This window comes from Arthrobacter sp. Soil763 (genome assembly GCF_001428365.1).
GTDB lineage: Bacteria > Actinomycetota > Actinomycetes > Actinomycetales > Micrococcaceae > Arthrobacter.
On record NZ_LMSH01000001.1, the window covers coordinates 378,505 to 403,753 of the forward strand.

A 25,249-nucleotide genomic window follows, 5' to 3' on the forward strand; every position below is an offset into this window, starting at 1 on the left:
CCGGACGGCGCCGCCTGCCGGGCGCCGCAGCCAGCGCCCCGCCCGTAGAGGCCTGTCCCGCGCGCTTTCCATTGGGGGAAGCACTCGGGGCAGGCCTCTGGCGCGCCGCGGGCCGTCCCTCCCCTTTCCCCGCCATCCCAGGAGGACCCGCATGCAGTCGCTGCTCCCGCATCTGCGCGTGCTGCACCGCCTCGGCCCGGCGGACCGGGACCGGGTCTCCGCGCTGCGCGTCGCCGTGAGCGTCGCGGTTCCCTCCCTGTGCCTGCTCGCAGCCGGGCACCCAGAACTCATCATCTACGCCGTGTTCGGCGCCCTTACCGGCATGTACGGCCGCTCCGAACCGCACCAGCTCCGGCTTCGGCACCAGCTCCAGGCAGCGCTGGTCCTGGTCGGCGGACTGGGCGTCGGCGTCCTGCTGTCCGTGACCGGCCTGCACTCCTGGTGGCTGGTGGCCGTGGAATCGGTCCTGGCCGCCGCGGGGTCCTTGTACGCGGACCGGGTCGGGCTCAAACCCAACGGTCCCTTCTTCGGCATCCTGGCCCTCGGCGCCTGCGCCTCGATCCCGACCCCCGCGCCCTGGCCCGTGCCGCTGCTGGTTGGTGCCGCGTCCGCCGCCTTCTCGATCGCTGTCGGCTTCGGCGGCTGGATCCGGGGCCGGGCCTGGGAACCGGGCGCGAACCGCGGGATGCCGCCGCTGCGGGGACTGCGCCGCCGTGCGGCCGGGCTGCACGCGGCGCGTTACCTGGCGGCAGTGGCGGCGGCCGGCAGCATCGGCGTCGTCAGCGGTTCCGGACACCCGCACTGGGCGATGGCCGCGGCAGCGGTGCCGCTGGCCGGCGCCGACCTGCCCAGCAGCGTCTACCGCGGGCTGCACCGGATTGTCGGCACCCTGCTGGGCCTCGGTGTCGTGGCGGCGGTGCTGCTCCCCTGGGCCTGGTCACCGCTTCGGATCTTCCCCGGGCACGGGACCGCGGTCCTGGCCGTGCTGGTGATTGTCCTGCAGTTCACCACCGAGCTGTTCATGGCCCGGCACTACGGGCTCGCCATGGTGTCCTTCACACCGGTCATCCTGCTGATGACCCAGTTGGCTTTCCCGGCCGACCCGCACCTGCTGGTGGCCGAACGCGCCATCGAAACCCTGGTCGGCGCCTGTGTCGGCATCGCCGTCGTCGTCTTGGTCCGGCAACGCGGACAAGCGGCTTAGCCCGCGGGGGCCTGCTTCGCCCGCCGGGGCGGGCCGGCGACGAGCCTGGCGGGCAGCACCCGCGTCGCCGCCGTGAGCAGCTTGTAGCGCCGGCTCGGGATGGACACGGCTTTGCCTTTGGCGTTGTCGGCCAGTCCCTCGCGGACGACCTGCCCGGCCTGCAGCCACATCCAGCGGGGCGCGACTGACTTGTCCATGCCCATGCGGTCGTGGAATTCGGTGTGGGTGAAGCCGGGACAGACGGCCGTGACCTTCACCCCGCGGGCGGCATAGGCGAGGTTGGCCCAGCGGCTGAAGCTCAGCAGCCAGGCCTTGGCGGCGGAATACGTGCCGCGGGGCAGGAAGGCCGCCACGGACGCCACATTGATGATCCGGCCCGACTGCCGGGCGAGCATGCCCTGCAGCGCCGCGTGGGTCAGCTCCAGCGCCGTCTCCACGTGCAGCTTCAGGTGCCGTTTCTCGTCGGCCACGGTGTTGTCCGCGAACTCGTGCAGCAGCCCGATGCCCGCGTTGTTGACCAGAAGGTCGACCGGACGCGCCGGGTCCTGCAACCGATCGACGACGGCGGCCACGCCGGCGTCGTCAGCCAGGTCGGCGGCAAGGGTCTCCGCGTGGATGCCGTAGCGGTTTTCCAGCTCCGCCGCGCAGGCGCGCAGGCGGGCCCCGTCGCGGGCCACCAGGATGAGGTCGTGGCCCTCCCGGGCGAGCTGCCGGGCGAACTCCGCACCGAGGCCGGCGGTGGCGCCGGTGATCAGGGCGGTTCCGGCCGGAGAGGGGTGCTGTGCGTCCGCTGTGTTCATAGCCACAGCCTAGCGGCGCCGGTCCCAGAGGTCAGGCGAGGGCGGGCCCGGAAGCCAGTTCGCCATCCGAGGGCCCCTCGTGGGCGGCGGCAAGGTCCACGGCTGCCGGCGCGGCGCCAGGGAGGTCCCCGGCTGCATCGGGAGCACCGGAGTCCGCGGCGCGGTAGCGCTGCTGCAGTTCCTCGGCGGCGAGCTCGTACCAGGTGTGCGCGCCGAAGGACGGCTGGGGGTTGTCGAGGTGGCGGTACAGCGCGTCCGCCAGCTCTCCGAGCGCCGAGTCGGACAGTGCCCGGACGGTGGCTACCGGGTCGAGGGACCCTTCGAAGTAGGCGGACAGTTCCAGCCCATCAATCAGGTCCGGGCCGGCAGCCGGCGCCTGGCCCTCCGGGGCATCGTTCAGCGGTTCGCCGTCGTCGGGCAGCAGCCGGCCCTTAGCGCCGGGGACCATGCCGTCCAGGTCGGCCAGGACCTCGCCGTCGGATCCGACATGGAGCAGGCAGAGGGGCAGGTCCGCCGGTTCCCGGAGGATCAGCTGGTATCCCTCGGCGCGGAAGGACGCGTCGCCGGTCGGGCAGGGGACCGCGTCCGCTTCCTGGCCGCCCGCGAGTTGCCGCAGGCAGAGCAGGATCTCGGGGTCGAGGTGGGAGGCGCCGTGCAGGTCGATGCAGACGTCGGAGCCGGCGGAAAGGCGGCTGGCACGGCGCATGATGTGCAGCAGGGCGGGGTAGTTTGCCTGAGTCAGGCATCCTGAAACTTCGAGGATTACGTGTCCGGGATCGATGTCAACACGGACAAGCACACGCAGTTTGTGGTTCACGGGGTTCTCCAAATGACACGTCCTTGAGCCAACTGCATAACTCAAGCTAAACCATACGAGGTTGTAGCCCCGCCCACAAGCGGCTAGGCGCCGGCCGGCGCCTGTTCCGGCCAGTCGACGCACTGGTTGTAGGCGTCGTGCTTCCGCAGGTAGCGGTAGATGTAGGGGCAGTGCGGGATGATCCGCTTGCCGGCGGCCACCACGTCATCGAGGGCGAAGTGGGCGAGGACCCCGGCCAGCCCCCGCCCGGCGAACTGCTCGGCGGTTTCGGTGTGGATGAAGTCCACGTGGCCCGGCCTGTCGATGTAGCGGACCTGGACCGCGAGGGCCCCGCCGACCCGCAGCTCGTAGCGGTGCAGGGCGTCGTTGCGGACGGTGGTGACGTCCGGGCTGAACGTGTCTTCCGTGGCTGCCGCTTCCTCCGTCATGGTTCGAGATTGGCACGTATCGGCGGACGTGGCAACGGCGGTCCGGATCCCGCAGCGCTTCCCCGGCCGGGCTCCCGTGCCGGCACCCGGCCCAGCAGCAGCACCGCAAGCGCGAAGCACGCCGCACCGCCGCCGAGCAGGCCCGGCGTAAGCCCGTTAAGCGCCGCGTCGCCGACCGGGAGGAAGACGACGACGGCGGCTGTCACCACCGCGGCGGCGGGCCGCGGCCGCGGGTTTCCCGAAACGGTCGGACGCTCCTCGAGCCTTCCGAACAGCGCCAGCACCGGCGCCAGCAGGGCCAGCACGCCGAGCAGCACGAGCGGCCGGCCCCACCACCATGCCGCGGTTCCGCCGGCGGGCTGGGGCAGGTCGGTCAGCAGCAGGAGCCCGGACATGGCGGCCAGCAGCGGCAGGTGCCACAGGTACACCGTCATGGAACGCCGACCCGCGAAGAACAGCAGCCTGCGGATCGGACCCAGCGCGGCGACCCGGATCAGCAGGGGCCTGGACAGTTGCAGCGCCGCCGCCTGTGAGACGGCCAACAGGAAGAGGGTGAGGTTGGGCGGGTTGAGGTTGACCAGCATGTTGCCGGAGTAGAGCCGCAGCACCACCAGGGCGCCGAGCACGAGGTTGCTGGCCGCCACGACGGCGAGCAACCCTGCGGGGCCCGGGGTCCGGGGCACGCCGTCGGCCAGCACGAAGCCGAGCTGTTGGACGGCGCACCACAGGAACACCATGTTGGCGTACGCCAGTGCGGGGAGGGCACCGCGGAGGCAATCGACGGCCACCACCAGGCACACCAGGCCCGCCAGCGTCAGCCAGGGGGCCCGGTCGTGCAGCGCGGCGAGCCATGGCAGGTTCAACTGCGCCGCCAGGTAGGCGGCCAGGAACCAGAGCGGCATCCCGGCGCCGCTGGCCAGCAACTGGACCACCTGGGGGTCCACGCCGGCTAGCCGTGCCGCCCAGAGCCCGGTAAACATGATGGCCAGCAGTACCGCCGACGGGCGGACCAGGCGGAGCAGCCTGCCCTGCGCGAATTCAAGGGCGCTGCCGCCCCGGGACCGCAGTCGCCGCCAGGAGTGCAGGCCGGTCACTCCGCCGGCGACGAAGAACAGCGGCATGACCTGCAGCACCCAGACCACCGGTTCGAACCAGCGCTGGTTGCCGAGCGTGTTCTCCGAGGTGACGGTTCCGTCCGAGTGGAGCACCGGGCTCACCATCATGGTGTGCCCGACGACGACGAGCGCGAGGCAGAACAACCTCGCCAGGTCGATGGCGCGGTCCCGCGCCGGCTCGGCCGCCGGCGCGCCTTCCCCGGACTGCTGCATGGCACTCCTTACCGCGGCGGCAGGGCCAGCGGGCCGCCGTCCCTCCATTGTCGGCCGCGGCGCGGGGAACGCAAGAGGCCGGGACCCGAGGGTCCCGGCCTCTTGCAGCCGCGCTTGCCGGTATCCGGACGGGTCCGGTACGGCGGGCGGCTATGCGAGGGAGAGGAAGAGCTTTTCCAGTTCGGCCCGGTCCAGGCTCGGGTCCTCCTGCTGCATGCACTGCTGCAGGCCGGTGGCGATGATGGAGAATCCGGCCTTATCCAGGGCGCTGGAGACGGCGGCAAGCTGCGTCACGACGCTCTTGCAGTCCCGGCCCTCTTCGATCATGCGGGTCACGGCGGCAAGCTGGCCCTGGGCGCGGCGAAGGCGGTTGATGACGGACTTCATGTCCGAGGGATCGAGTTCCATGGGTGTCCTCCCGGAAGTAGATGGATTCCCCTCTATGATATACCCCCCTTGGTATCGGCGCACGACGGCGTCGCGCGGTTCAGCGAAACCGGCCGGGTAGGGCATAAAGGACCTAGCGCCGCCGGCGGGCTGCGGCGTATTTCTGGGGTGTGAATGCGGCCAGCTTCGTCAACCCGGCGATGGCCCGCAAAGGCGCCACAAGCGCCGGCACGGGCCCTTGGCAGCGCTACGTCGCCCTGGGGGATTCATTCACCGCCGGCCTCGGCGACCCCGAACCCCTCAGCCCCGGCGGGATGCGGGGATGGGCAGACCGGATCGCCGAGGAGTTCGGCACCGCCCGCGCCGACTTCTCCTACGCCAACCTCGCCGTCAACGGCTTGGTCCTGCAACAGATCGTGGACCGGCAGCTCGGACCGGCCATCGCCTTCAAGCCTGACCTCGTCACCCTGTCCGCAGGAGGCAACGACCTCGTCTTCCACCGGCGCGACCCGGACCGGCTGGCCGCGGCCCTGGACGACGCCGTCGCCGCGCTCTCCGCCACCGGCGCCACCGTTGTGCTGTTCACCGGTCCGGACTGGGGCGACACCCCCGTCTTCGGCCATATCCGCGGCAAGGTGGCCGTCTTCAACGAAAACATCCGCACCATCGCCGCCCGGCACCACGGGGTCATCGCAGACTTGTGGACGCTGCGGCAACTGAGCGACTCGCGGATGTGGGACCCGGACCGACTGCACTTCTCCCCGCTCGGCCACCACACGATCGCCGCCATGGTGCTCGACGCCCTGCAGGTGCCGCACGGCCTGGTCCCCTTGCATCCCAAGCCGCTGCCCGCGGTGAACTGGCGCGAGACCCGGGCCAGCGACCTCGCGTGGGCCGCGCATTACCTGCTCCCGTGGGTGGTCCGGCGGATCCGGCCGCGGGACGAGACCGTGCCGCCGGGTCCCAAGCGGCCCGTACCGGGACCGGTCTTCGGCGTGCCCGGCCAGCCGGCGCACCCCTAGTTACCCCGGACCGGTTCGGCTACTCTGCAGGGACCGCCCCGGCCGCCGGCCGGAGACTGACGATCATGAGGAGCGAAGTTGTCTAATCACACCTACAGCATTTCGGAAATTGTCGGAACTTCGAACGAAGGCGTTGACGCAGCCGTCCGCAACGGCATTGCCGAAGCCGCCAAGACGCTGCGGAACCTGGACTGGTTCGAGGTCAAGGAAATCCGCGGACACCTGGAAAACGGCCAGGTAGCCGACTGGCAGGTGACCATCAAGCTCGGTTTCCGTCTGGAACGTTAAGGCACCCTCGGGGTCCAAGACGCCGCCGCATCCCGGCAAATATGGGGATTTTTCAAAGTTCTGCCCGCCCCGAGTGGCATTTTGATAGTAAGCATGATTAGTATTTAGGCAGAAGGATGAAGCGCACCCGGCAACCCGGGTGTCTCCTCAATGAAAGAGAAGGGCCAATAAAATGGGTTTTTTCGCATTTCTGATTCTGGGTCTCATTGCCGGAGCAATTGCTAAGGCTATCCTGCCGGGCCGTCAGGGTGGTGGCTGGATCATCACGCTGGTACTCGGCGTTGTGGGTGCCATCCTCGGTGGCCTCATCGGTGGCGCAATTTTCGGCACCGGACTGCAGGAATTCTTCTCGCTTACGACGTGGCTGCTCGCCATCGGCGGTTCGATCATCGTTCTGCTGATTTACGGCATGATCACCAAGCGCTCGCACCGCTAATACGGTGTGACCGGAAGACCGGTCCCGGGATTCATTCCTGGGGCCGGTTTTTTGGTACCGGGCACCGTTCGACAACGATTTTCCAAGAGATCAGGAGCACTCCATGAAGTCCAAACTTCTTTTCGGCACCGGCCTCGCGGCAGGCTACGTCCTCGGATCCCGTTCGGGGCGTGCCGCCTACGAAAAACTTAAGTCACAGGCTGCCAGTTTCTGGCAGAGCAAGCCGGTCCAGGACAAGGTAGCGGCGGCATCCGAGGCCGTGAAGGAAAAAGCGCCTGAGGTCTCCAGCCAGCTCACCGAGGCCGCCCGCCGCGCGGGCACCGTCATCAGTTCCGCCGTACAGCGCGGCGGCAGCCACTCCTCCGCGGATACTCCGTCCGACGAGAGCGGTTCGGCCATTCCGGCCCACAGCACCCACCCTGGCACCGCCAACCTCGGGACCACCGGCGGCGCCCACGCCGCCACCGTCGACGTCGATTCGGACCCTGCGCTGAACGACGCGACCGGGCGGGACTGGTCGGATGAGGGCGGCGCCACGCCGTCCGGCCCGGCCACCAACGTCGACCCGGACAAGCGCTGACCTGACGGGGCCGGCGCTCAGCCGCCGGCCCCGGCCGCCCCGGCGCCAGCCCCGTCGGGCCCGGCGGCGCTGTCACCAAGCACGGCGGCGGCATCACGCTTCCGCGACGTGAAGACCCGCGTGCCGAGCCCCTGCGCGGCCAGAATCGCCGCCGTCTGCGGCGCCTGCCGACGGCTCGTCTCCAGCAACAGGGCCCCGCCCGGCGCCAGCCAGTCCCGCACTCCGGCGGCCACCCGCCGCTGGAGCGCCAGCCCGTCGGGTCCGCCGTCGAGTGAGACCAGCGGCTCATGCAGGCGCGCCTCCGGCGGCATCATGCCGATCTGCCCCGTCGGCACATAGGGGGCGTTCACCACCACCAGATCCACCCTGCCCCGCAACCGGCCCGGCAGCGGCGCGTAGAGGTCGCCCTCATGGACCGCACCTCCCAGCGGCGCTAAGTTGCGGCGCGCGCAGGCTGCGGCGGCGGGGTCGACGTCGGCCGCATGCAGCTCCAACGGACCGGCGAGCGCCGCAAGCGCCGCGCCCACCGCCCCCGTTCCGCAACAAAGGTCGACGACAACCGGGCGTTCGTGCGCGCGGGAGCGCAACAGCCGCGCGGCCCGCCGGACGAGGTACTCCGTGCGGCGGCGGGGCACGAAGACGCGGCGGTCAATGAGGATGCGGAGACCGCAAAACTCGGCCCAGCCCAGGACCTGCTCCAGCGGCAGCCCGGAGAGACGCTGCCGGACCAGTTCCTCCAGGCCCGCTGTCGTGGCCGCCTCGGCCGCAAGCAGGGCAGCCTCCTCTTCGGCGAAGACACAGCCCGCGGCTCGAAGCCGCCCAATCACATCCGGCTGCCGGTCCTGCATCGGCTCACGCACCCCCTTCAGCGCGGACCGGTCCGCCCCTGCGGACGCCGGGCCCCGGTCCGAGGCCATGCTATCCACGACCGCCTGCGCCCCTGCCACCCCTAACCATGATTTTGCTGGAAAAACCGTGTGCAAGCGCTTACAATTGTGACTTGGCTCTCAGTAGCCTCCCGACCGCATCCACCCTTCGTCGAGGCAACGTCGCTCACCCGGAAGGTCTCCATCGTGTTCACCCGCAGCTCCGTCCTGCCCGGACCGCCCCGTCGGAGGGGCGGCGCAGGACGCCCCAGCACCATCCGCGCCGGCATCGCCCTGGTGGCAGCGCTGGCCGCCACCGCCGCCGGCGTCCTTCCCGCCCAGGCCGCCCCGGACCCCCGCGGGCCCGGCGCCCCGCCGGCGTCGCATTCGCTGCGCGGGCCGGTGACCGACGAGCGGTTCTACTTTGTGATGGCGGACCGCTTCAACAACGGCAGCGCCGCCAACGACGACGGCGGGCTGGGTTCCGACCCGATGGTCTCCGGCTTCGACCCGACGCGGAAGGGTTTCTATAACGGCGGGGACCTCAAGGGCCTGCGGGAGAAGATCGACTACATCCAGGGTCTCGGCACCACCTCGATCTGGCTGACGCCGAGCTTCAAGAACAAGGCCGTCCAGCCGGAGGACCAGTCCGCCGGGTACCACGGCTACTGGGTTACCGACTTCACCCAGATCGATCCGCACCTGGGCACCAACGCGGAGCTGAAGACCCTCATCGATGAGGCGCACTCCCGCGGCATGAAGGTCTACTTCGACATCATCACCAACCACACCGCGGACGTGATCGGCTACGAAGAGGGCGACCGCACGGCGTACAAATCCAAGGACGCCGCCCCGTACCTGACCGCTGCCGGGGAGCCCTTCGATGACCGGGACTACGCCGGCACGGCAACCTTCCCGAAGCTGGATGCGGCCACGTCGTTCCCGTACAAGCCGAAGCTGGCACCCGGGGAGGAGAACCTCAAGGTGCCGGCCTGGCTCAACGACCCGACGCTCTACCACAACCGTGGCGACACCACCTTCGAGGGCGAGAACTCCTCCTACGGCGACTTCTTCGGCCTCGACGACCTGTTCACCGAGCACCCCAGGGTGGTCAACGGCATGATCGACATCTACGAGAAGTGGATCGGCGACTTCGGCGTCGACGGCTTCCGGATCGACACCATGAAGCACGTCAACGACGAGTTCTGGCAGCAGTTCGGCCCCCGGGTCCTCGCCTACGCCAAGGCGCACGGCAAGGACGAGTTCTTCATGTTCGGCGAGGTCTTCGACACCTCCAAGAGCTTCACCTCCCAGTTCACCACCCGCAACAAGATGCAGGCCGTGCTGGACTTCCCGTTCCAGGAGGCGGCGCGGAACTTCGCCTCGCGCGGCCAGGGCGCCAAGGACCTGGAGACATTCTTCGCCGGCGACGACTGGTACACCGACGCCGATTCCAACGTCTACGAGCTCCCCACCTTCCTGGGCAACCACGACATGGGCAGGATCGGCAGCTTCATCACCGCGGACAACCCGGGAGCGGATGATACCGAGCGCGTCGCCCGGGACCGACTGGCCCACGAGCTGATGTACTTCTCCCGCGGCAACCCGGTGGTCTACTACGGCGACGAGCAGGGCTTCACCGGCCCCGGCGGGGACCAGGATGCCCGCCAGACGATGTTTGCCAGCAAGGTCCCGGACTACCTGGACGATGACCTACTGGGCACCGACGCCACGCACGCGGCCGACAACTTCAACACCGCGCACCCGCTGTACCGCGACATCAGCGGACTCGCAGCCCTGACCACCGAGCACCCGGCGCTGCGCAACGGCGCCCACCAGAACCGCTATGCCTCCGACGGCCCGGGCATTTACGCCTTCTCCCGGACCGACGCCAAGGACCAGCGCGAGTACGTGGTCTCGATCAACAACAGCAAGCAGGCGCAGACGGCAGCGGTCCCCACCTACGTGGCCAAGCGCGCCTTCACCCGGATCTACGGTGAGGCGGCCGCCGAGGTCAAGACCGCAGCCGACGGGAAGCTGACGGTCACCGTTCCGCCACTTTCCGCCGTCGTCTACGAGTCCGCCGGCCGCATCCCGCACTCCAAGGCGGCGCCCGCGGTGAGCCTGCAGGCCCCGGTAACGTCCGCCGCGGACAACAGCCGGATCCGGGTGGGAGCCGACGTCGACGGCACCTCGTTCTACGAGGTCACGTTCCAGGCCCGCACGCCGGGCGGCGCCTGGGCCTCGATCGGCACCGATGACACGGCGCCGTACCAGGTCTTCCACGACGTCTCAGCCCTGGCGGCCGGCACCGCGGTGGAGTACCGCGCCGTCGTCCTGGACAACGGGGCGCACACCGCCGTGAGCCAGCCCCGCAGCGGCACCGTCCCGTCCCCGGTCCTCAGCATCGTGGACCCGAAGGAGGGCAGCAGCGTCCGCGGCAAGGTCGAGGTCAGCGCCGTTGCCAGCCCGGACAAGGCCGACTACGTGGTCAGGTTCGAACGCAGCATCGACGGCGGAACGTGGATGAAGTTCGGCGAGGACAGCTCCTCCCCCGCCTACACCGCGGTGGATGACCTGGCGGAGCTGACGGTGCCGGATGGCACCGAGCTGCGGTACCGCGCGGTCCTGAGCGCACCGGGCGCCGCCGACGTCGTCAGCGGTATCCGCACCGTGGTGGCCGGGGACCTCCCCCAGCCGGATTCGGTCACCATTGCGGGCAGCCTGAACTCGGAGATGGGCTGCCCCGGCGACTGGCAGCCGGACTGCGCGGCAGCCTTCCTGAAGCTCGACCCGGCGGACAAGATCTGGCGCCTGACCGTTCCGAACCTGCCGGCCGGGAGCTACGAGTTCAAGGCCGCCATCAACGGCTCCTGGGACGAGAACTACGGCGCGGGGGGTGGCGCCAACGGCAGCAACATCGTCCTGAACCACCCCGGCGGTGCCGTGACCTTCCGCTACGACCACAGCACGCACGTCATGAGCGCCGTCTACGCCTCCCAGCAACCGACGGCCGTGGCCGTGGCCGGCGACCTCGACTCGGAGCTCGGCTGCGCCGGTGACTGGATGCCGGACTGCCCGCAGGCCCAGCTCGCCCTGGACCCGTCGGACCTCGTGTGGAAGCTGAGGGTCCCGGACCTGCCTGCCGGAAGTTACTCCTTCAAGGCCGCGCTCAACCGTTCATGGGCGGAGAACTACGGCGCAGGCGGCGCTCCGGGCGGAGCGAACGTGGCCTACGTGCACGACGGCGGACCGGTCACCTTCCGGTATGACCATGTCACCCACCTGATCAGCGCCGGCTAACCCGGGGGCCGTCCCTACGGACGAGAAAGGCCGGTATGCACTCCTGGAAACAACGCAGGGTGCATGCCGGCCTTCCGCATAGCTCGGCCCGGGCGGCGCCTCAGCCGACCAGCCGGAGCGGCGGCAGCGGGCGGGCCAGCCTGGCTGCGAGCTTGCGGGCCGCGGCCGCCGTGGGCCGGGCGGCGGGATCCATGGCCGTCATCGCGCTGAGCAGGGAGACCCAGCCGGCGCCCAGACCCGGGGGAATCTCCGGGCTCCGCAGGGTGCGGGCCACGAGCGATTCGACCGGCGTCCCCGGATACGCCTTGACCCCGGTGAGGCACTCCAGCAGCACGAGGCCCAGCGCGTAAATATCGGTGGCGGCGTGGAGCGGCCGGTCGGCGGCCTGCTCGGGGCTCATGTAATGCACGGTCCCGGAGGATTCCCCCGGCTCCGGTGCGGTGCCTGCCGGCGTGGCGATCCCGAAGTCGGCGATACGTACCGAACACCTCCGGAGCGCGCTGAGCAGGATGTTGGCAGGCTTGATGTCCCGGTGAACGAGCCCGCGGGCGTGCACGTGGTCCAGGCCGGACAGCGCGGCGGCGGCCCAGCCGGCCACCTCCTCCGCGGCGGACGCCCCGCCCCGGATCCGCTCGGCCAGGCTGCCGCCGAAGGCGAACTCCTCCACCAGGAACGGCCGGCCCGCCCACTGATCGCCGTCCGGGACTGTGCCGGCGGCGACGAAGCTGACGATTGCCGGGTGGTCGAGACCCGCCAGAACCTCCGCTTCGGCGTGGATCCGCCGGGCGTGCTTCTCGCCGGGGCCTTCGGCGACCTTGATGGCCACGGTCCGGTCCGTGGCGAGGTCCGTGCCGCGGAAGACAGTGGCGGTCGCGCCGCGGCCCAGGAGTTCATGGACCAGGAAGCGCCCCTCGCGAGCCTCCGGCAGGGGCAGGATCCGGGCGTCGAGCCCGGCGGCCGGGCCGGGGGCTGCGGCGGGGGCTTCCAACACCGGGGCGGCGCTCATGAAAGCGAAGCCAGCGCGTTGGAGGTATGGACGACGCCGTCGAGCTGGAAGCCGCAGGAGCAGCGCCATACGGGCGGCAGCTCGAGCGCCCCGTCACCGGCACCGAACGTATGGGCGGACATGGGGTCGAGCGCCGGGGCAGCCCACGTCATCGGGGTGCCGCAATGGCTGGGGGCCTTGCTGGCCGGATTGAGCGGCGGGACTCCGGCCCCTGCTGCCGGGGAGTAGGGCACACCCAGCGGGGCGGCTCCGGCCCCCGGGGTCCCGGTGATCGTCAACAACTCAGTCACGACTCCTCCAAAGCAAACGAATAACTGACACAGGTAGTAAGCATACATATCACTAGTCGAACTAGCTAGTTACCTGGTCAGAAAGTTTGCCGAGGAGCGGCCGCGGCTTTAGTGGCCCTCGCTGTACTCCCGGAGCGCCTGGGTCATGCCGCGGAGGAACGACACGATGACGCGGCTCTCCTCCGGGCTGAGGGTTTCGGCGACCGCCAGCATCTTGCGGTGCATCTGGCCGAGCGTGGCGCGCACTTCGGCGTCCGTCTCGGCGGTCGGGACGATCACCAGGGCCCGCCGGTCGGTCGGATGGGGTTCGCGCCGGACATGCCCGCTCGCGACGAGGCGGTCGATCAGGGAAGTGGTGGACGCGGTCGTGATGCCGAGCAGGCGGCTGAGATCCTTGGGGCCCATGCGTCCCCCGGCCGCTTCCGCCCGGAGCAGGTACCGCAGTGCGAGGAGGTCCGTCTCCCCCATGCCCATGGAGTCCCGGGTGGACCGCCGGGACTCCACCTCGGCCGCGCGGTAGCCGCGCAGGGCCTGCAGCACCGCTGTGGGGGGATCGACGCGCTCGTCGGGTGCGTACCAGTACCCGGAGCCGGCCGGGGTTTCCGTGTCCATGCCGTAATCCTAGCCGAGCTGACTACTAGGCAGGCTTGCCGTGTTAGCAGAGGGCAAGCACCGGGGCCGGATGCAAAAAATCCCCGGCTTCCTGTCGCCAGGATGCCGGGGTTTTTCCACTCTTCGCTAAAAGAGTGGGCCCTGTGGGGATCGAACCCACGACCCACGGATTAAAAGTCCGATGCTCTACCAACTGAGCTAAAGGCCCCAGCCGACAGCCGCGGCGGCGGAAAACTCCGCCGTTCAACGGCACGTCGGCCCAGTCCATTTCTGGACGTTAACACTGTACCCCAGACCCGGGCGCGCTTTTCACCCGTCCCGCGCGGCGCCGTCGGGCCCGGTTCCCGGGCCGCACGGGGCCAGGGGCCTCGCTCGATTCCCGGAATGCACAGGAGTAGCGTGGTGCCATGAGCGAGCAATCAGGAGCCGGCAGCCCCGGACCGCACCGTCACCACAAGCCGAAGCCGTTCGCGCCGATCGATTTCGAGCCGTTTGCCGGCGGAGCGGACCCCGCACGCGTCTCCGAGGCCGCGCATCTTGCGGCACAGGCCCTGGTCCGCCGCGGACGGGACAGTGACGATCCGAAGGTGACCCGACGGCTGGTCAAGCTCGCCGACGAACAAGGGCTGGACGCGATCGCCGAGATGTGGGCCGAGAGCCCTGCCCGGTCGCTGCCCGGCGCCCTCTGGCGCCTGTATGCCCTCCGCGCCGCCACGATCCGGGACCCGGAGCGGATCTCGGTCTACTTCAGGGCCGGCAAGGACACCGCGCAGGTCTCCCACGTCGTCGCCGGTGCGGCCGAGCCGCCGGGCGCCGATGAAATGAAATCCATGGCGGATGCCATCCTTTCCGGCGCGTTCGACGGCGAATTCGACGTCGCGCTGGAGCGCTCGGCGGCGTTCTGCAGGGTGGTGGCACTGGGCCAGGCGACGCTCGCGGACGGGGCGGAGCACAGCAACGCGAACCACGCCAGCAAGCTCACCCGGAATTCACACCTTCTGGTCAAAACCGCGGAGGACCTTGAACACGCCGCCAACGCCTGGCGGCTGGGCGAACTCGACTGAGGCCCGTTCTGTCAATGTTGACTTGGTCCTGCCGACGTAGAAAACTAAAGGCGGTGCCGAACCGCGAAACCCCCGGGCTTCAACAATTAGCCGCCTAGAGCGGCCTACCGCCGAGAGGCGTATCCGGTTCGGCACCATTTTCATGCCCGCACGCGGCAGCCGTGCCCCGGTCCGGGCCCGGCAGGCCCCGGTCCCGGCGCCGCCGGCCCGGACGGTAAAGTAATGCCCATGCGCGGGTCATCGTCACGTACCAGGGCCGGCAGAGACCATCCGTGTAAGCCTCGTCCGGAAACCGGTAACCCCACGTGAAGCTGCGCCTTTTCCCCCAGGAGCCCGCCGGGCTGAACCTGCTGTCCCAGATGGCCCGCCAGATCGCCATGGCCACCGGGACGCTCTCGGAGATCCTCGGCGCCCCGGCCAGCGAGCACCAGCGCCTCGTCGAGGACATGCACGACCACGAGGCCAAGGCGGCGGAACTGCACTTCGCGCTCCTGACCCACATGCGCACCAGCTTCCTGAACCCGCTGCCCCGCGAAGACATGTATGCGCTCTCGCGCTACCTGAACGAGGCGATGGAAAAGCTCGACGCGGCCGCCGACCTCGTCTTCCTGTACAAGCTGGAGCGGCTGCCCCGGCGCGCGGCGGACCAGCTCGAAATCATCAGCCGGCAGGCGGAGCTCACCGTCGACGCCATGCGGCAGCTGGACAACCTCGATGACCTCGAGGACTACTGGATCGAGGTGCTCCGCCTCACCAAGCGCGCCGAGCGCACCCACCGCGTATGGGTGGCGGACATGCTCAAGGACATGAAGTCGGCCCAGTACGCCCGCAACCGGGACATCGCGGACCAGCTGGTGGAGGTCACCAAGGACATGCGCCGGATCGCAACCCAGGTGGGCAGCATCATCGTCAAGGAATCCTGAGGTGTCGGTCGTTTTCTTTGCCCTGGTGGTGGTTTCCGCCGGGGCATTCGCCTTCCTCAACGGCTTCCGCGACGCGTCGTCCTCGGTAGCCCTCGCCGTCCGGACGCGGGCGCTCACCCCCACCGTGGCGGTGCTGCTGGCCGGGCTGTTCAACTTTGTCGGCGCCGCCCTGAGCGCGGCGATGGCCCTGGAGGTCAGCAGGGCCTGGGTGGTGCTGCCGGCCGGAGGCAACGGCCTGAGCATCCTGACCGCCGGGCTGCTGAGCGCGGTGCTGTGGGGCATCTACACCTGGTGGCGGGGCATCCCCTCGTCCTCGACGCACGCGCTGGTCGGCGGCCTGGCCGGAGCCGGCGTCGCCAGCGTCGCCGTCGGCGGGCATTCGGTCCTGGGCGTTGACCAGTCCCTGCTGTCCCAGGTCGTCCTTCCCCTGCTGCTGTCGCCGGTGATCGCCTTCGCCGGAGCCTACCTGCTGGTCTGGCCCGCCACCTGGGCCGCCCGCTACACGCCGCCCAGCGTGGTGAACAGCAGGTCCCGCCGCGCCCAGGCCATCGCCGCGGGCGCGGTCGCGTTCGGTCACGGCCTGCAGGACGGCCAGCGCACCGGCGCGGTGCTGGTGCTGGCGATGCTGGCCGCAGGCATCCCCGCCGGCGGATCGATCCCGGCCTGGGTGGCGCTGCTGACGGCCGGCATGCTCACCGCGGGCACCCTGGCGGGCGGCTGGCGGATCTCCTACACGATCGGTTACCGGATGATCCGGACCGATCCGCTGCGCGGATCCGTCGCGCAGCTCTTCAGCAGCGCCATCCTGCTGGTGGGCGCGATCGGGCTGCACTGGCCGGTCTCCACCACCCACACGGTGACCTCGGCCGTGCTGGGCGCGGGCTCCAACCAGCGTTATGCCGGGACGGACCGGCGGCTGGTGCTGCGGATCCTGGTCTTCTGGGTCCTGGCCCCCCTGGCCACCGCCGCGGCCGCGTTCGTGCTCGAACTCGCGCTCTCACCGCTGGCCGGGCTCTAGGACCCCCCGGCCGGCGGCCTATCCGAAGCGGCCGGAGACGTAGTCCTCGGTGGCCTTCACGGTCGGGTTGCTGAAGATGGTGTGCGTGTCACCGTACTCGATCAGCTTGCCCGGCTTGCCCGTGCCGGCAATGTTGAAGAACGCCGTCTTGTCGGAGACGCGGGCGGCCTGCTGCATGTTGTGGGTGACGATCACCACGGTGTATTCGTCCTTGAGCTCGTTGATGAGGTCCTCAATGGCGAGCGTGGAGATCGGGTCCAGCGCGGAGCAGGGCTCGTCCATCAGGATCACCTGCGGTTCCACGGCGATGGCGCGGGCGATGCAGAGGCGCTGCTGCTGTCCGCCGGAGAGGCCCGAGCCGGGCTTGGCCAGGCGGTCCTTGACCTCGTTCCAGAGATTGGCGCCGCGCAGCGAACGCTCCACCAGGGAATCCGCCTCGCCCTTGGAGATTTTCTTGTTGTTCAGCTTCACGCCGGCCAGCACGTTGTCGCGGATGGACATGGTGGGGAACGGGTTGGGCCGCTGGAAGACCATGCCGATCTGCGAGCGCACCGTCACCGGATCCACTCCGGGGCCGTAGAGGTTATCGCCGTCCAGCAGCACCTCGCCCTCCACCCGGGCGCCCGGGATCACTTCGTGCATCCGGTTCAGGGTGCGCAGGAAGGTGGACTTGCCGCAGCCGGAGGGACCGATGAAGGCGGTCACGGACTTGGCGTCGATGTTGATGTTAACGTCCTCGACGGCCAGGAATTTGCCGTAGTAGACGTTCAGGTCTTTGACGTCGATGCGCTTAGACATGCTGTTCCTTCACTTGGGGAGATAGGGACCGAATGCCGGCGGCCTAGCGGCCGGCCTTCGGTGCGAAGATGCGGGCGACCAGGCGGGCAGCCAGGTTGAGAAGCATCACGAGGATGATCAGCACCAGGGCCGCGCCCCAGGCACGCTGGTCGGAGGGGCCCGGGTTGGACGGCGAGGTCGGATTCAGGATCTGGGTGTAGATGAACGTCGGCAGCGACGCCATCCAGCCGCCGAAGACGTTGTTGTTGATGGATGTCGCGAATCCGGCGGTGACCAGGATGGGGGCGGTCTCGCCGATCACCCGGGCGATGGCGAGGGTGACACCCGAGGCGATGCCGGAGATCGCCGTCGGAATGACCACGCGCAGGATGGTCCGCCATTTGCGGACGCCCAGGGCGTAGGCGGCTTCGCGGAGTTCGTTCGGGACGATCTTGAGCATTTCCTCGCTGGACCGGACCACGACCGGGATCATCAGCACGGACAGCGCGACGGCGGCCACGGCCCCGGTTTTAGTGCCCGGGCCGACGACGGCGAAGAAGAACGCCGCAGCGAACAGGCCGGCCACGATCGAGGGAATGCCGGTCATCACGTCGACGAAGAAGGTGATGGCCCGGGCCAGCGCCTTGCCTTCGCCGTATTCGACGAGGTAGATCGAGGTCAGCAGTCCCACCGGGACCGAGATGACGGTGGCGAGCAGGGTGATCTGCACGGTGCCGAGCAGGGCGTGGTAGATGCCGCCGACGACGGGGGCGCCCTCCTCGGCGCTCTTGTTGTCGAACGCCCCGGTGACGCCGTTCATCGAGGTGTTCAGGAAGCCCGGGTCCAGCAGGCCGGGCAGGCCCTTGACCAGCACGGTCCAGATCACCGAGATCAGCGGCAGCAGGGCCACCAGGAACGCGCCGACGACCAGGCAGGTGGCCAGCTTGTCCTTGGCCTTGCGGGCGCCCTCGACGGCGGCGCTCCAGCCGACCAGGCCGGCGGCGAACAGCACGGCGGAGACGAGGCCCCAGCCGAAGGCGTTGAAGCCGACCAGCGCCAGGATGGCAGCGCCGACGACCAGCGCGAGGGCGAGCACGATGTAGGGGGCGGCCTTGGGCAGCTGGCCCTTGGTCAGCGCCGAGCGCTTCCGGACCGGTGTCAGGGTGGAGGTCATTTAGTTGGCTCCCGAGAATTCTTTGTGCCGGGTGATGATCCACCGGGCAATCATGTTCACACCGAGGGTGATAACGAAGAGCACCAGGCCTGCGGCGATCAGCGTGCTGACCTTAAGCCCGCTGGCCTCCGGGAAGTTCAGCGCGATTTCGGCGGCGATGGTCTGGTTGCCGGACTGGATCAGGCTGGCGGTGAGGGCGCCGGAGGAGAGCACCAGGGCCACGGCCATGGTCTCGCCGAGGGCGCGGCCGAGGCCCAGCATCACGGCGCTGACGATGCCGGGGCGGCCGAACGGCAGCACCGCCATGCGGATCATTTCCCAGCGCGTGGCGCCGAGGGCGAGGGCGGCTTCCTCGTGCAGCTTGGGGGTCTGCAGGAAGATTTCGCGCGAGAGCGAGGTGATGATCGGCAGCACCATGACCGCCAGGACAATGCCAGCCGTCAGGATGGTCTTGCCGGTGGCCGAGGCCGGTCCCTGGAAGATGGGCAGCCAGCCCATGTTCTTCGCCAGCCAGTCGTAGGCGGGGGCGATTTCCTTAGCCAGGAACGCCGCGCCCCAGGCGCCGTAGACCACCGAGGGGATGGCGGCCAGCAGGTCCACCACGTAGCCGAGGCCGGACGCGAGCCCGCGCGGGGCGTAGTGGGAGATGAAGAGCGCGACGCCGATCGCGACGGGGGTGGCTATGACCAGCGCGATCACTGCGGCGATCAGGGTGCCCACCACGATTGGCCAGATGTAGGCGAGGAAGCCCTCGCCGCCCTGGATGTCCTCAGCCGGTGCGGTGAACGCCGGCAGCGACTGGATGACGAGGAAGAGCGCGACGCCAAACAGCACGGCCAGGATCAGGCAACCTGCTGCCAGGGTGGCACCTGAGAAGACTTTGTCCCCGGCGCGGCCCGCGCCCTGGGATTTGGTCAGGGAGGTGGAGGTCATTCCTGGCCCTTCGGTGGTGATGGTGCGGACGTAGTGAACGTTACCGGCCCGCACTTGTCGGAAACTATGGAAACTTCGGAAAACACCGCTAAGTTCCCCGTCCCCCCAGGCGGCGGGGCGGGGAACTTAGCGGAAAGGTCAAAGCCTAGGACTTGACCTTGATGGACTCGATGGCCTTGGCGGCTTTCTCCGACAGGGTCGAGGAGAGCGGAGCCGACTTGGCGGACTCGGCAGCAGCCTTCTGGCCCTCCTCGGAGAGCACGTACTTCTCGAAGCTCTTGACCAGGTCAACGGTCTCCTGCTTGTCGTAGGTGCTGCAGAGGATGTGGTACGAGACGAGGACCAGCGGGTAGGCGCCGGCTTCCGTGGTGGTCCGGTCCAGCTTCATGGCCAGGTCGTTGGCACCGCGGCCTTCGACCGGCTTGCCCAGGTCCACGGCCTTGGCGGCCGCTTCCGGGGAGATCTTGACGAAGTCGGAGCCGACCTTGATCTGGACGGTGCCCAGCTTGCCGCTGACCGCGGAGTCGTCGGCGTAGGTGACCGCACCGGCAGTGTCGGTGACCGTCTTGACGACGCCGGAGGTGCCCTTGGCGTTCTCGCCCTTGAGCGAAGACGGCCAGATGCCGTCAGCCTTGTCCTTCCAGACGGCCGGGGCCGCGGCGGCGAGGTACTCGGTGAAGTTCTTGGTGGTACCGGAATCGTCGGAGCGGTTGACCGGGGTGACCTTGAGGTCAGGCAGCTTGGCGTCCGGGTTCAGCGCCGTGATGGCCGGGTCGTTCCACTTGGCGATCTCGCCGCGGAAGATCTTGGCCGCGGTGGAGGCGTCCAGCTTCAGGTCGGTCACGCCGGGGACGTTGAAGGCGATGGCGATCGGCGAGATGTAGACCGGAACCTCGATGGCGCCCTCGGGACCGCACTGGTCCTTGGCCTTGGCGGCCTCTTCGTCCTTGAGGTACGCATCCGAGCCGGCGAACTGGGCCGAACCGTCCAGGATGGCCTTGCGACCGGCGCCGGAGCCGTCCGGGGAGTACTGGATGTTGGCGCCCTGGTTGGCGGAGGCGAAGTTGGTCTTCCACACATCCATGGCCGCACCCTGCGCGGAGGACCCGATGCCGGTCAGCGTGCCGGTGACCTTCGGGCCGCCGGCGGCCTGGGTGCCTGCGGAGGTGTTGGTTGCGTTATCCGAACCGCAAGCGGTAAGCGCCAAAGCGCCGGCTGCGAGAACAGCGATGGCCGCGTTACGGCCGAAGCGTGATGCCTTCACTAGATGTACCCCTTCCAGGGTTATTCAGATGCGTGCCGGACCGGAGACGTCCAGGCAGGAAAGACGGTGGATACGGTTTGTACCTTCATCGAAGTTAGGGCCCGCAGGTGAAGAGAATTGGGGCCCAAGGTGAACGGCAGGTTAACGACGCCGGGCGATTGGCTAACATCTGACGGGTCGCCATTGCGTTCTCCCCCGGCGGAGCCTAGGGCCGCGGCGCCGGCCCCGGGGGCCGATGCCAGCAAATAGACTGGAGGGCATGGCCCCCGCTCCTGGATTCACCGCAAGCGCACGATTCCTGCGCGGCCGGGCGCGCACCGGGCTGGTCCGGAGCCGCAAATCCCTGCTGCCGGCCCTGCAGATGACCGCCTGCGCCGTCGGCGCCTACGCTTTCGCCGAGTACGTGCTCGGCCACACCGGTCCCTTGTTCGCCGCCACCTCCTCCCTGATCGCCCTGGGCTTCTCCCGGGAACCGCGGCTGCGCCGGGTCGTGGAGGTGGGCCTGGGCTGCACCATCGGCATTGTGGTGGGCGACCTGCTCCTGCACTGGCTGGGCGCGGGAATCTGGCAGGCCGCCGTCGTGCTTCTCTTCTCGATTCTACTGGCCCGGTTCCTGGACAGCGGGACCATTTTCACCACCCAGCTGGGCCTGCAGTCGCTCCTGGTGGTGCTGCTGCCGGCGCCCGCCGGCGGACCGTTCACCCGCAGCATCGACGCCGTCGTGGGCGGGGTATTCGCCCTCGCCGTGACCTTCCTGATTCCCAAGGACCCGCGGCGCGAGCCCCGCAACGACGTCAAGAAACTCCTGCACGAACTGGCCGAGGTGCTGCGCGGCTGCGCCTCGGCGCTGGCCAAGAGCGATTCCACCCAGGCCTGGCACGCGCTGGTCCGCGCCCGGAACTGTCAGCCGCTGGTCGACGCGATGCGCCAGACCCTGCGGTCCTCCGGCGAGGTCGCCGCCCTGGCGCCGGCATACCGGCGGTACCGGGACGAACTGGACAGGTTGGCGCAGTCGGTGGACTTCATCGACCTGGCCCTGCGCAACAGCCGCGTCTTCGCCCGCCGGCTCACCAGCGCCATCAACCACGCCGCGCTTTCCGACGAGGCCACGGAGAACATCGCCGAGGTGCTGGAGGAGACCGCCGCCGCGGTGGATGAGCTGGGGCTGGGACTGGCCGAAGTGCACGACGGCGTCCGGCGCGCGCACCTGCGCACGGCCAGGGCAGCGCTGGGTGAAACCGCCGGAAGGCTGCACCCGCGCCTGCTGGACGTCCAGCGGCTCGAAGGCGAGACCGTGGTGATGCTCTTCCGGCCGCTCATGGTCGACCTGCTGGAGGCCGCCGGCATGGATCCGGACGAAGCCCGGGACGTCCTGCCCGCGCTGTAACCTGCGCCCAGGCCCCGCCCGGCAATGTCGCTGCCCCCGGCTAGGGTGGAGCAATGGCTACAAAGACGTCCCGGGCCGCCAAGGCACCGGGCTATAAGTGCGCGGAGTGCGGCTGGACGACGGCCAAATGGGTTGGCCGGTGCGGCGAATGCCAGGCCTGGGGCACCGTGGAGGAAACCGGCGCCGCCGTGGCCCGGACCACGGCGGCTACCGCCGTCCTGGAACCGGCGCGGCGGATCGCCGACGTCGACGCGACAACGGCGGCGTTCCTGCCCACGGGCGTGGACGAACTGGACCGTGTGCTCGGCGGCGGCCTGGTGCCCGGTGCGGTGATCCTGCTCGCCGGCGAGCCCGGTGTCGGTAAGTCCACGCTGTTGCTGGACGTCGCGGCAAAGTTCGCCCGCACCGCCCAGGACGTCCTGTACGTCACCGGGGAGGAGTCGGCAGCGCAGGTGAAGCTGCGCGCGGACCGGATCGACGCCGTCGCCGAATCGCTGTACCTGTCCGCGGAGACGGACCTCGGCCAGGCTTTGGGCCAGGTGGAGAAACTTGAACCGAGGCTGCTGGTGGTGGATTCGGTCCAGACGCTCAGCAGCGCCGACGTCGAGGGCAGCGCCGGCGGGGTGTCCCAGGTCCGCGAGGTCACGGCCTCCCTGATCGCCGCGGCCAAGCGCCGCAACATGACCACCCTGCTGGTGGGGCACGTGACGAAGGACGGCTCGATCGCGGGTCCCCGGCTGCTCGAACACCTGGTGGATGTGGTGTGCCAGTTTGAGGGCGAGCGGCACTCCCGGCTGCGGCTGCTGCGCGCCGTGAAAAACCGCTACGGGCCCACCGACGATGTCGGCTGCTTCGACCTGAACGAGGACGGCATCGCGGGCCTGGCCGATCCCAGCGGCCTCTTCGTCTCGCGGACCAAGGACCCTGTGTCCGGCACCTGCATCACGGTCACGCTGGAGGGCCGCCGGCCGCTGCTGGCCGAGGTGCAGTCCCTGCTCGCTGAAAGCGCCAATACGCAGCCCCGCCGGGCCACCAGCGGCCTGGACAGCTCCCGGGTGGCGATGCTGCTGGCAGTGCTGCAACAGCGCGCCGGCTGCCTGCTGCACAAGGACGACTCCTACGTGGCGACCGTGGGCGGGGTCAAGCTCAGCGAACCGGCCACGGATCTTGCCGTGGCCCTGGCCGTCGCCTCGGCCAAAGCCCGGAAGCCGCTCCCCCAGCGGTTGATCGCCTTCGGCGAGGTGGGCCTGGCCGGCGAGGTCCGGCCGGTCCCGGGCATCAACCAGCGCATCCAGGAGGCGCACCGGCTGGGGTTCACGCACGCCGTGGTGCCCGCGAGCCCGAACGGCCCGGGGCCGGTACCGGCCGGCTTTTCGGTCCGGGAGGTCGGCCATTTGACCGAGGCCCTGTCCCTGCTGGTGGGCTGACCGGCCGGGAACGACGTAGGACCCTAGCGTGACGGCCCTCCGCGGGCACACTATGGAAGCGGAAGCGTCCAAAGGCGGAGGGACCGGCCATGATGTGGGGTTACGGGCAAAACATGTGGTGGGTGTGGCTGTGGGGCATGCTGCTGCTGATCGGAATCGCGGTGCTGGTCCTGCTCGCCGTGCGGGTGTTCGGCGGCCGCGGCCCGCAGCCGGGGCATCCCGGACCGTACGCCGGGCATTACCCCGGGCCGGGCGCACCCGGGCCGGGAACAACCGGGCAGGGCGCCGGAGCGCCCGGCGGCCGGAGCCAGGCCCGGCGCATCCTCGACGAACGGTTCGCCAAGGGCGAGCTGACCGCCGAGCAGTACCGCGAGTACGTAAAGGAACTCGGCGAGGGCACCTAATGCCGCCGCTCAGCCGCCGCAACGCCCTGCTGCTGGGCGGTCTCGGCCTGGCCGGAACGGCCGCCGGCGGGGCCGGACTGTGGTGGTCGCTCCGCACGGACCAGTCGCCGGTCACCGGGGAGCCCCTGCGGCAGCCGGAAACCCTGGGCAGCTCGGGCGGCAGGCTCGAGGCCAGCCTGGAGGCTGCGCCGGGCCGGTTTGCCCTGGGCGGGCGCCTGGCCGGAGCGCTGGGCTATAACGGCGGCACCCCGGGGCCAACGCTCGTGCTCAGCCCCGGGGATGTGCTGAAGCTGCGGCTGGGCAACAAGCTCGCAGACCCCAGCAACTTGCACCTGCACGGGCTCCACGTCTCCCCCTTGGGCAACGGCGACAACGTGTTCCTGACCGTGAATCCGGGCCGGAGCCTGGATTACGAATACCGGCTCCCGCCGGACCACCCGCCAGGCCTGTACTGGTACCACCCGCACCACCACGGCGGGGTCGCCGACCAGGTCTTTGCCGGCCTGTTCGGCGCGATCATCGTCCGGGACCGCGGTCCCGCGCCGGCAGGCACCGACCGGGTCCTGCTGGTTTCCGATACCACGCTGGACGGCGCCGGGAACGTGGCGGGAACCTCCACGGCGGACCGGATGGCAGGGCGCGAAGGAAACCTGCTGCTGGTCAACGGCCAGGCCAATCCGCGGCTGACGGCCCGCCCCGGGGAACGGGAACGCTGGCGAATCGTCAACTGCTGCGTGGCGCGGTATCTGCGGCTGAGGCTGGACGGCCAGAAACTGCAGCTCCTCGGCATGGACTCCGGGCGGTACGGCCGGCCCCCGGATGTCCAGGAAGTGCTGCTCGCCCCGGGCAACAGGGCCGAGCTGTTGGTCACGGCGGCCCTCGGGCGGTCCGTGCTGCGGGCCCTGCCCTACGACCGCGGCACCATGACGATGATGGCCGGACGCGGCTCCGCTGCGCAGGATGCCGGCGACCCCTCCGGCACCGCCCTGGCCACCCTGGACGTGGAGGGCGGCCGTGCCTCGCCCGCGCCCGTTGTGGCCGCGGCCGGCGCGGCGCCGCCCGACCTGCGTTCCGCCGTCGTCGCTGCACGCCGCCAGCTGGTGCTCGGCACGCCGATGGGGAGCGGGATGGGCGGCGGTCCCGGCCCGGGGATGGGCATGGCCGGCTTCACCATCAACGGCCTGCGGTTTGACGAGCTGCGGACGGACACGGTCGTAGCCGCCGGAACGGTGGAGGAGTGGGTCCTGGTCAACCGCAGCTTCATGGACCATCCGTTCCATCTGCACATCTGGCCGATGCAGCTGATCGCAGAGAACGACCGGCCGGTGGAGGGAACCATCCTGCGCGACGTGGTCAACGTCCCGGCCAACGGGCAATGTACGGTGCGCATCGCTTTCCGTGATTTCTCCGGCCGCTCGGTCTACCACTGCCACATCCTGGACCACGAGGACCTGGGCATGATGGGCGTGATCGAGGTGCGCTGAGCGTCCCCCGGCACCCCTTGCCACATA

The 25,249-nt window shown here is 69.6% G+C and carries 26 protein-coding genes and 1 tRNA gene; 13 read left to right on the forward strand and 14 right to left on the reverse strand.

Going from position 1 to position 25,249, the window contains the following annotated elements:
- The first annotated feature begins 151 nt into the window (after positions 1-151).
- On the forward strand, positions 152-1,204 hold the full coding sequence (locus ASG71_RS01745) for an FUSC family protein (RefSeq protein ID WP_056736472.1): 1,053 nt from the start codon (positions 152-154) through the stop codon (positions 1,202-1,204).
- On the opposite strand, the gene ASG71_RS01750 is transcribed toward ASG71_RS01745, so the two are convergent.
- The 5 genes from ASG71_RS01750 to ASG71_RS01770 form a co-directional block, all read right to left on the reverse strand.
- Positions 1,201-2,004 carry an SDR family NAD(P)-dependent oxidoreductase gene (locus ASG71_RS01750; protein WP_056736474.1) on the reverse strand — a complete coding sequence of 268 codons (804 nt, stop codon included), beginning with the start codon at positions 2,002-2,004 and terminating at the stop codon, positions 1,201-1,203. The genes ASG71_RS01745 and ASG71_RS01750 overlap by 4 nt on opposite strands.
- Positions 2,005-2,035: 31 nt before the next feature.
- Positions 2,036-2,821 carry a hypothetical protein gene (locus tag ASG71_RS16795; RefSeq protein ID WP_200947917.1) on the reverse strand — a complete coding sequence of 262 codons (786 nt, stop codon included), beginning with the start codon at positions 2,819-2,821 and terminating at the stop codon, positions 2,036-2,038.
- Positions 2,822-2,904: 83 nt separating this feature from the next.
- Positions 2,905-3,249, reverse strand: coding sequence for a GNAT family N-acetyltransferase (locus ASG71_RS01760; RefSeq protein WP_056736476.1), 345 nt, complete (start codon positions 3,247-3,249; stop codon positions 2,905-2,907).
- Positions 3,246-4,577 (reverse strand): acyltransferase family protein, encoded by a 1,332-nt coding sequence (locus tag ASG71_RS01765; RefSeq protein WP_056736478.1) that lies wholly within the window; start codon positions 4,575-4,577, stop codon positions 3,246-3,248. Before ASG71_RS01765 ends, ASG71_RS01760 begins: the two co-directional genes overlap by 4 nt.
- Positions 4,578-4,727: 150 nt before the next feature.
- Positions 4,728-4,985: a metal-sensitive transcriptional regulator gene (locus tag ASG71_RS01770; RefSeq protein WP_056736480.1), complete on the reverse strand. Its 258-nt coding sequence runs from the start codon at positions 4,983-4,985 to the stop codon at positions 4,728-4,730.
- A gap of 179 nt (positions 4,986-5,164) precedes the next feature.
- Between ASG71_RS01770 and ASG71_RS01775 the strand changes: the two genes are divergently transcribed.
- From ASG71_RS01775 to ASG71_RS01790, 4 genes are all read left to right on the forward strand, one after another.
- Positions 5,165-5,986, forward strand: a complete 822-nt coding sequence (locus tag ASG71_RS01775) for an SGNH/GDSL hydrolase family protein (protein ID WP_056737190.1) — start codon at positions 5,165-5,167, stop codon at positions 5,984-5,986.
- A gap of 78 nt (positions 5,987-6,064) precedes the next feature.
- Positions 6,065-6,274 (forward strand): dodecin, encoded by a 210-nt coding sequence (locus ASG71_RS01780; protein ID WP_011690139.1) that lies wholly within the window; start codon positions 6,065-6,067, stop codon positions 6,272-6,274.
- Between the two features lie 172 nt (positions 6,275-6,446).
- Positions 6,447-6,710 carry a GlsB/YeaQ/YmgE family stress response membrane protein gene (locus tag ASG71_RS01785; RefSeq protein ID WP_056736482.1) on the forward strand — a complete coding sequence of 88 codons (264 nt, stop codon included), beginning with the start codon at positions 6,447-6,449 and terminating at the stop codon, positions 6,708-6,710.
- Between the two features lie 103 nt (positions 6,711-6,813).
- On the forward strand, positions 6,814-7,290 hold the full coding sequence (locus ASG71_RS01790; protein WP_056736484.1) for a hypothetical protein: 477 nt from the start codon (positions 6,814-6,816) through the stop codon (positions 7,288-7,290).
- A gap of 17 nt (positions 7,291-7,307) precedes the next feature.
- Here the strand turns inward: ASG71_RS01790 and ASG71_RS01795 are convergent, their stop codons facing one another.
- Entirely contained in the window at positions 7,308-8,207 is a 900-nt protein-coding gene (locus ASG71_RS01795; RefSeq protein WP_414826638.1) for a putative protein N(5)-glutamine methyltransferase, read from the reverse strand.
- A gap of 243 nt (positions 8,208-8,450) precedes the next feature.
- Between ASG71_RS01795 and ASG71_RS01800 the strand changes: the two genes are divergently transcribed.
- A complete protein-coding gene (locus ASG71_RS01800) occupies positions 8,451-11,459 on the forward strand; it encodes an alpha-amylase family glycosyl hydrolase (protein ID WP_157366184.1) in 3,009 nt (1,002 codons plus the stop codon).
- Between the two features lie 100 nt (positions 11,460-11,559).
- Here the strand turns inward: ASG71_RS01800 and ASG71_RS01805 are convergent, their stop codons facing one another.
- The 4 genes from ASG71_RS01805 to ASG71_RS01820 all read right to left on the reverse strand — a co-directional run bounded on the left by ASG71_RS01805 (position 11,560) and on the right by ASG71_RS01820 (position 13,575).
- Entirely contained in the window at positions 11,560-12,465 is a 906-nt protein-coding gene (locus ASG71_RS01805; protein ID WP_082574746.1) for a serine/threonine-protein kinase, read from the reverse strand.
- Positions 12,462-12,755: a hypothetical protein gene (locus ASG71_RS01810; protein WP_056736486.1), complete on the reverse strand. Its 294-nt coding sequence runs from the start codon at positions 12,753-12,755 to the stop codon at positions 12,462-12,464. Before ASG71_RS01810 ends, ASG71_RS01805 begins: the two co-directional genes overlap by 4 nt.
- A 108-nt stretch (positions 12,756-12,863) precedes the next feature.
- Positions 12,864-13,367 carry a MarR family winged helix-turn-helix transcriptional regulator gene (locus tag ASG71_RS01815; RefSeq protein WP_056736489.1) on the reverse strand — a complete coding sequence of 168 codons (504 nt, stop codon included), beginning with the start codon at positions 13,365-13,367 and terminating at the stop codon, positions 12,864-12,866.
- Between the two features lie 135 nt (positions 13,368-13,502).
- A tRNA-Lys gene (locus tag ASG71_RS01820) sits at positions 13,503-13,575 on the reverse strand.
- A 199-nt stretch (positions 13,576-13,774) separates the two neighbouring features.
- Here ASG71_RS01820 and ASG71_RS01825 point away from each other — a divergent pair.
- From ASG71_RS01825 to ASG71_RS01835, 3 genes are all read left to right on the forward strand, one after another.
- A complete protein-coding gene (locus tag ASG71_RS01825; RefSeq protein ID WP_056736492.1) occupies positions 13,775-14,431 on the forward strand; it encodes a hypothetical protein in 657 nt (218 codons plus the stop codon).
- 305 nt (positions 14,432-14,736) lie between these two features.
- Complete coding sequence (locus tag ASG71_RS01830) at positions 14,737-15,354, forward strand: DUF47 domain-containing protein (RefSeq protein WP_056736494.1); 618 nt, start codon at positions 14,737-14,739, stop codon at positions 15,352-15,354.
- 1 nt (position 15,355) lies between these two features.
- Positions 15,356-16,372, forward strand: a complete 1,017-nt coding sequence (locus tag ASG71_RS01835; protein ID WP_056736496.1) for an inorganic phosphate transporter — start codon at positions 15,356-15,358, stop codon at positions 16,370-16,372.
- Positions 16,373-16,390: 18 nt separating this feature from the next.
- On the opposite strand, the gene pstB is transcribed toward ASG71_RS01835, so the two are convergent.
- From pstB to pstS, 4 genes are all read right to left on the reverse strand, one after another.
- Entirely contained in the window at positions 16,391-17,170 is a 780-nt protein-coding gene (pstB, locus tag ASG71_RS01840) for a phosphate ABC transporter ATP-binding protein PstB (protein ID WP_056736498.1), read from the reverse strand.
- A 43-nt stretch (positions 17,171-17,213) separates the two neighbouring features.
- Complete coding sequence (pstA, locus tag ASG71_RS01845; RefSeq protein WP_056736500.1) at positions 17,214-18,323, reverse strand: phosphate ABC transporter permease PstA; 1,110 nt, start codon at positions 18,321-18,323, stop codon at positions 17,214-17,216.
- A complete protein-coding gene (pstC, locus tag ASG71_RS01850) occupies positions 18,324-19,256 on the reverse strand; it encodes a phosphate ABC transporter permease subunit PstC (RefSeq protein ID WP_056736502.1) in 933 nt (310 codons plus the stop codon).
- 145 nt (positions 19,257-19,401) lie between these two features.
- On the reverse strand, positions 19,402-20,520 hold the full coding sequence (pstS, locus tag ASG71_RS01855; RefSeq protein ID WP_056736504.1) for a phosphate ABC transporter substrate-binding protein PstS: 1,119 nt from the start codon (positions 20,518-20,520) through the stop codon (positions 19,402-19,404).
- A gap of 259 nt (positions 20,521-20,779) precedes the next feature.
- Here pstS and ASG71_RS01860 point away from each other — a divergent pair, with 259 nt between their 5' ends.
- The 4 genes from ASG71_RS01860 (at position 20,780) to ASG71_RS01875 (ending at position 25,222) form a co-directional block, all read left to right on the forward strand.
- Complete coding sequence (locus ASG71_RS01860) at positions 20,780-21,907, forward strand: FUSC family protein (RefSeq protein ID WP_056736506.1); 1,128 nt, start codon at positions 20,780-20,782, stop codon at positions 21,905-21,907.
- A 53-nt stretch (positions 21,908-21,960) separates the two neighbouring features.
- Positions 21,961-23,334: a DNA repair protein RadA gene (radA, locus tag ASG71_RS01865; protein ID WP_056736507.1), complete on the forward strand. Its 1,374-nt coding sequence runs from the start codon at positions 21,961-21,963 to the stop codon at positions 23,332-23,334.
- Between the two features lie 89 nt (positions 23,335-23,423).
- Positions 23,424-23,738 (forward strand): SHOCT domain-containing protein, encoded by a 315-nt coding sequence (locus ASG71_RS01870; protein ID WP_056736508.1) that lies wholly within the window; start codon positions 23,424-23,426, stop codon positions 23,736-23,738.
- Complete coding sequence (locus ASG71_RS01875) at positions 23,738-25,222, forward strand: multicopper oxidase family protein (RefSeq protein ID WP_056736509.1); 1,485 nt, start codon at positions 23,738-23,740, stop codon at positions 25,220-25,222. The genes ASG71_RS01870 and ASG71_RS01875 overlap by 1 nt, the downstream gene beginning before the upstream one ends.
- Positions 25,223-25,249 lie beyond the last annotated feature (27 nt).

Bases quoted from the DNA above. Each gene is read 5' to 3' on its own strand.
- ASG71_RS01745 (WP_056736472.1), top strand. From the start codon at position 152: ATGCAGTCGCTGCTCCCGCATCTGCGCGTGCTGCACCGCCTCGGCCCG.
- ASG71_RS01750 (WP_056736474.1), bottom strand. From the start codon at position 2,004: ATGAACACAGCGGACGCACAGCACCCCTCTCCGGCCGGAACCGCCCTG.
- ASG71_RS01760 (WP_056736476.1), bottom strand. From the start codon at position 3,249: ATGACGGAGGAAGCGGCAGCCACGGAAGACACGTTCAGCCCGGACGTC.
- ASG71_RS01765 (WP_056736478.1), bottom strand. From the start codon at position 4,577: ATGCAGCAGTCCGGGGAAGGCGCGCCGGCGGCCGAGCCGGCGCGGGAC.
- ASG71_RS01770 (WP_056736480.1), bottom strand. From the start codon at position 4,985: ATGGAACTCGATCCCTCGGACATGAAGTCCGTCATCAACCGCCTTCGC.
- ASG71_RS01775 (WP_056737190.1), top strand. From the start codon at position 5,165: ATGGCCCGCAAAGGCGCCACAAGCGCCGGCACGGGCCCTTGGCAGCGC.
- ASG71_RS01785 (WP_056736482.1), top strand. From the start codon at position 6,447: ATGGGTTTTTTCGCATTTCTGATTCTGGGTCTCATTGCCGGAGCAATT.
- ASG71_RS01790 (WP_056736484.1), top strand. From the start codon at position 6,814: ATGAAGTCCAAACTTCTTTTCGGCACCGGCCTCGCGGCAGGCTACGTC.
- ASG71_RS01795 (WP_414826638.1), bottom strand. From the start codon at position 8,207: ATGGCCTCGGACCGGGGCCCGGCGTCCGCAGGGGCGGACCGGTCCGCG.
- ASG71_RS01805 (WP_082574746.1), bottom strand. From the start codon at position 12,465: ATGAGCGCCGCCCCGGTGTTGGAAGCCCCCGCCGCAGCCCCCGGCCCG.
- ASG71_RS01815 (WP_056736489.1), bottom strand. From the start codon at position 13,367: ATGGACACGGAAACCCCGGCCGGCTCCGGGTACTGGTACGCACCCGAC.
- ASG71_RS01825 (WP_056736492.1), top strand. From the start codon at position 13,775: ATGAGCGAGCAATCAGGAGCCGGCAGCCCCGGACCGCACCGTCACCAC.
- pstB (WP_056736498.1), bottom strand. From the start codon at position 17,170: ATGTCTAAGCGCATCGACGTCAAAGACCTGAACGTCTACTACGGCAAA.
- pstA (WP_056736500.1), bottom strand. From the start codon at position 18,323: ATGACCTCCACCCTGACACCGGTCCGGAAGCGCTCGGCGCTGACCAAG.
- pstC (WP_056736502.1), bottom strand. From the start codon at position 19,256: ATGACCTCCACCTCCCTGACCAAATCCCAGGGCGCGGGCCGCGCCGGG.
- ASG71_RS01860 (WP_056736506.1), top strand. From the start codon at position 20,780: ATGGCCCCCGCTCCTGGATTCACCGCAAGCGCACGATTCCTGCGCGGC.
- radA (WP_056736507.1), top strand. From the start codon at position 21,961: ATGGCTACAAAGACGTCCCGGGCCGCCAAGGCACCGGGCTATAAGTGC.
- ASG71_RS01870 (WP_056736508.1), top strand. From the start codon at position 23,424: ATGATGTGGGGTTACGGGCAAAACATGTGGTGGGTGTGGCTGTGGGGC.
- ASG71_RS01875 (WP_056736509.1), top strand. From the start codon at position 23,738: ATGCCGCCGCTCAGCCGCCGCAACGCCCTGCTGCTGGGCGGTCTCGGC.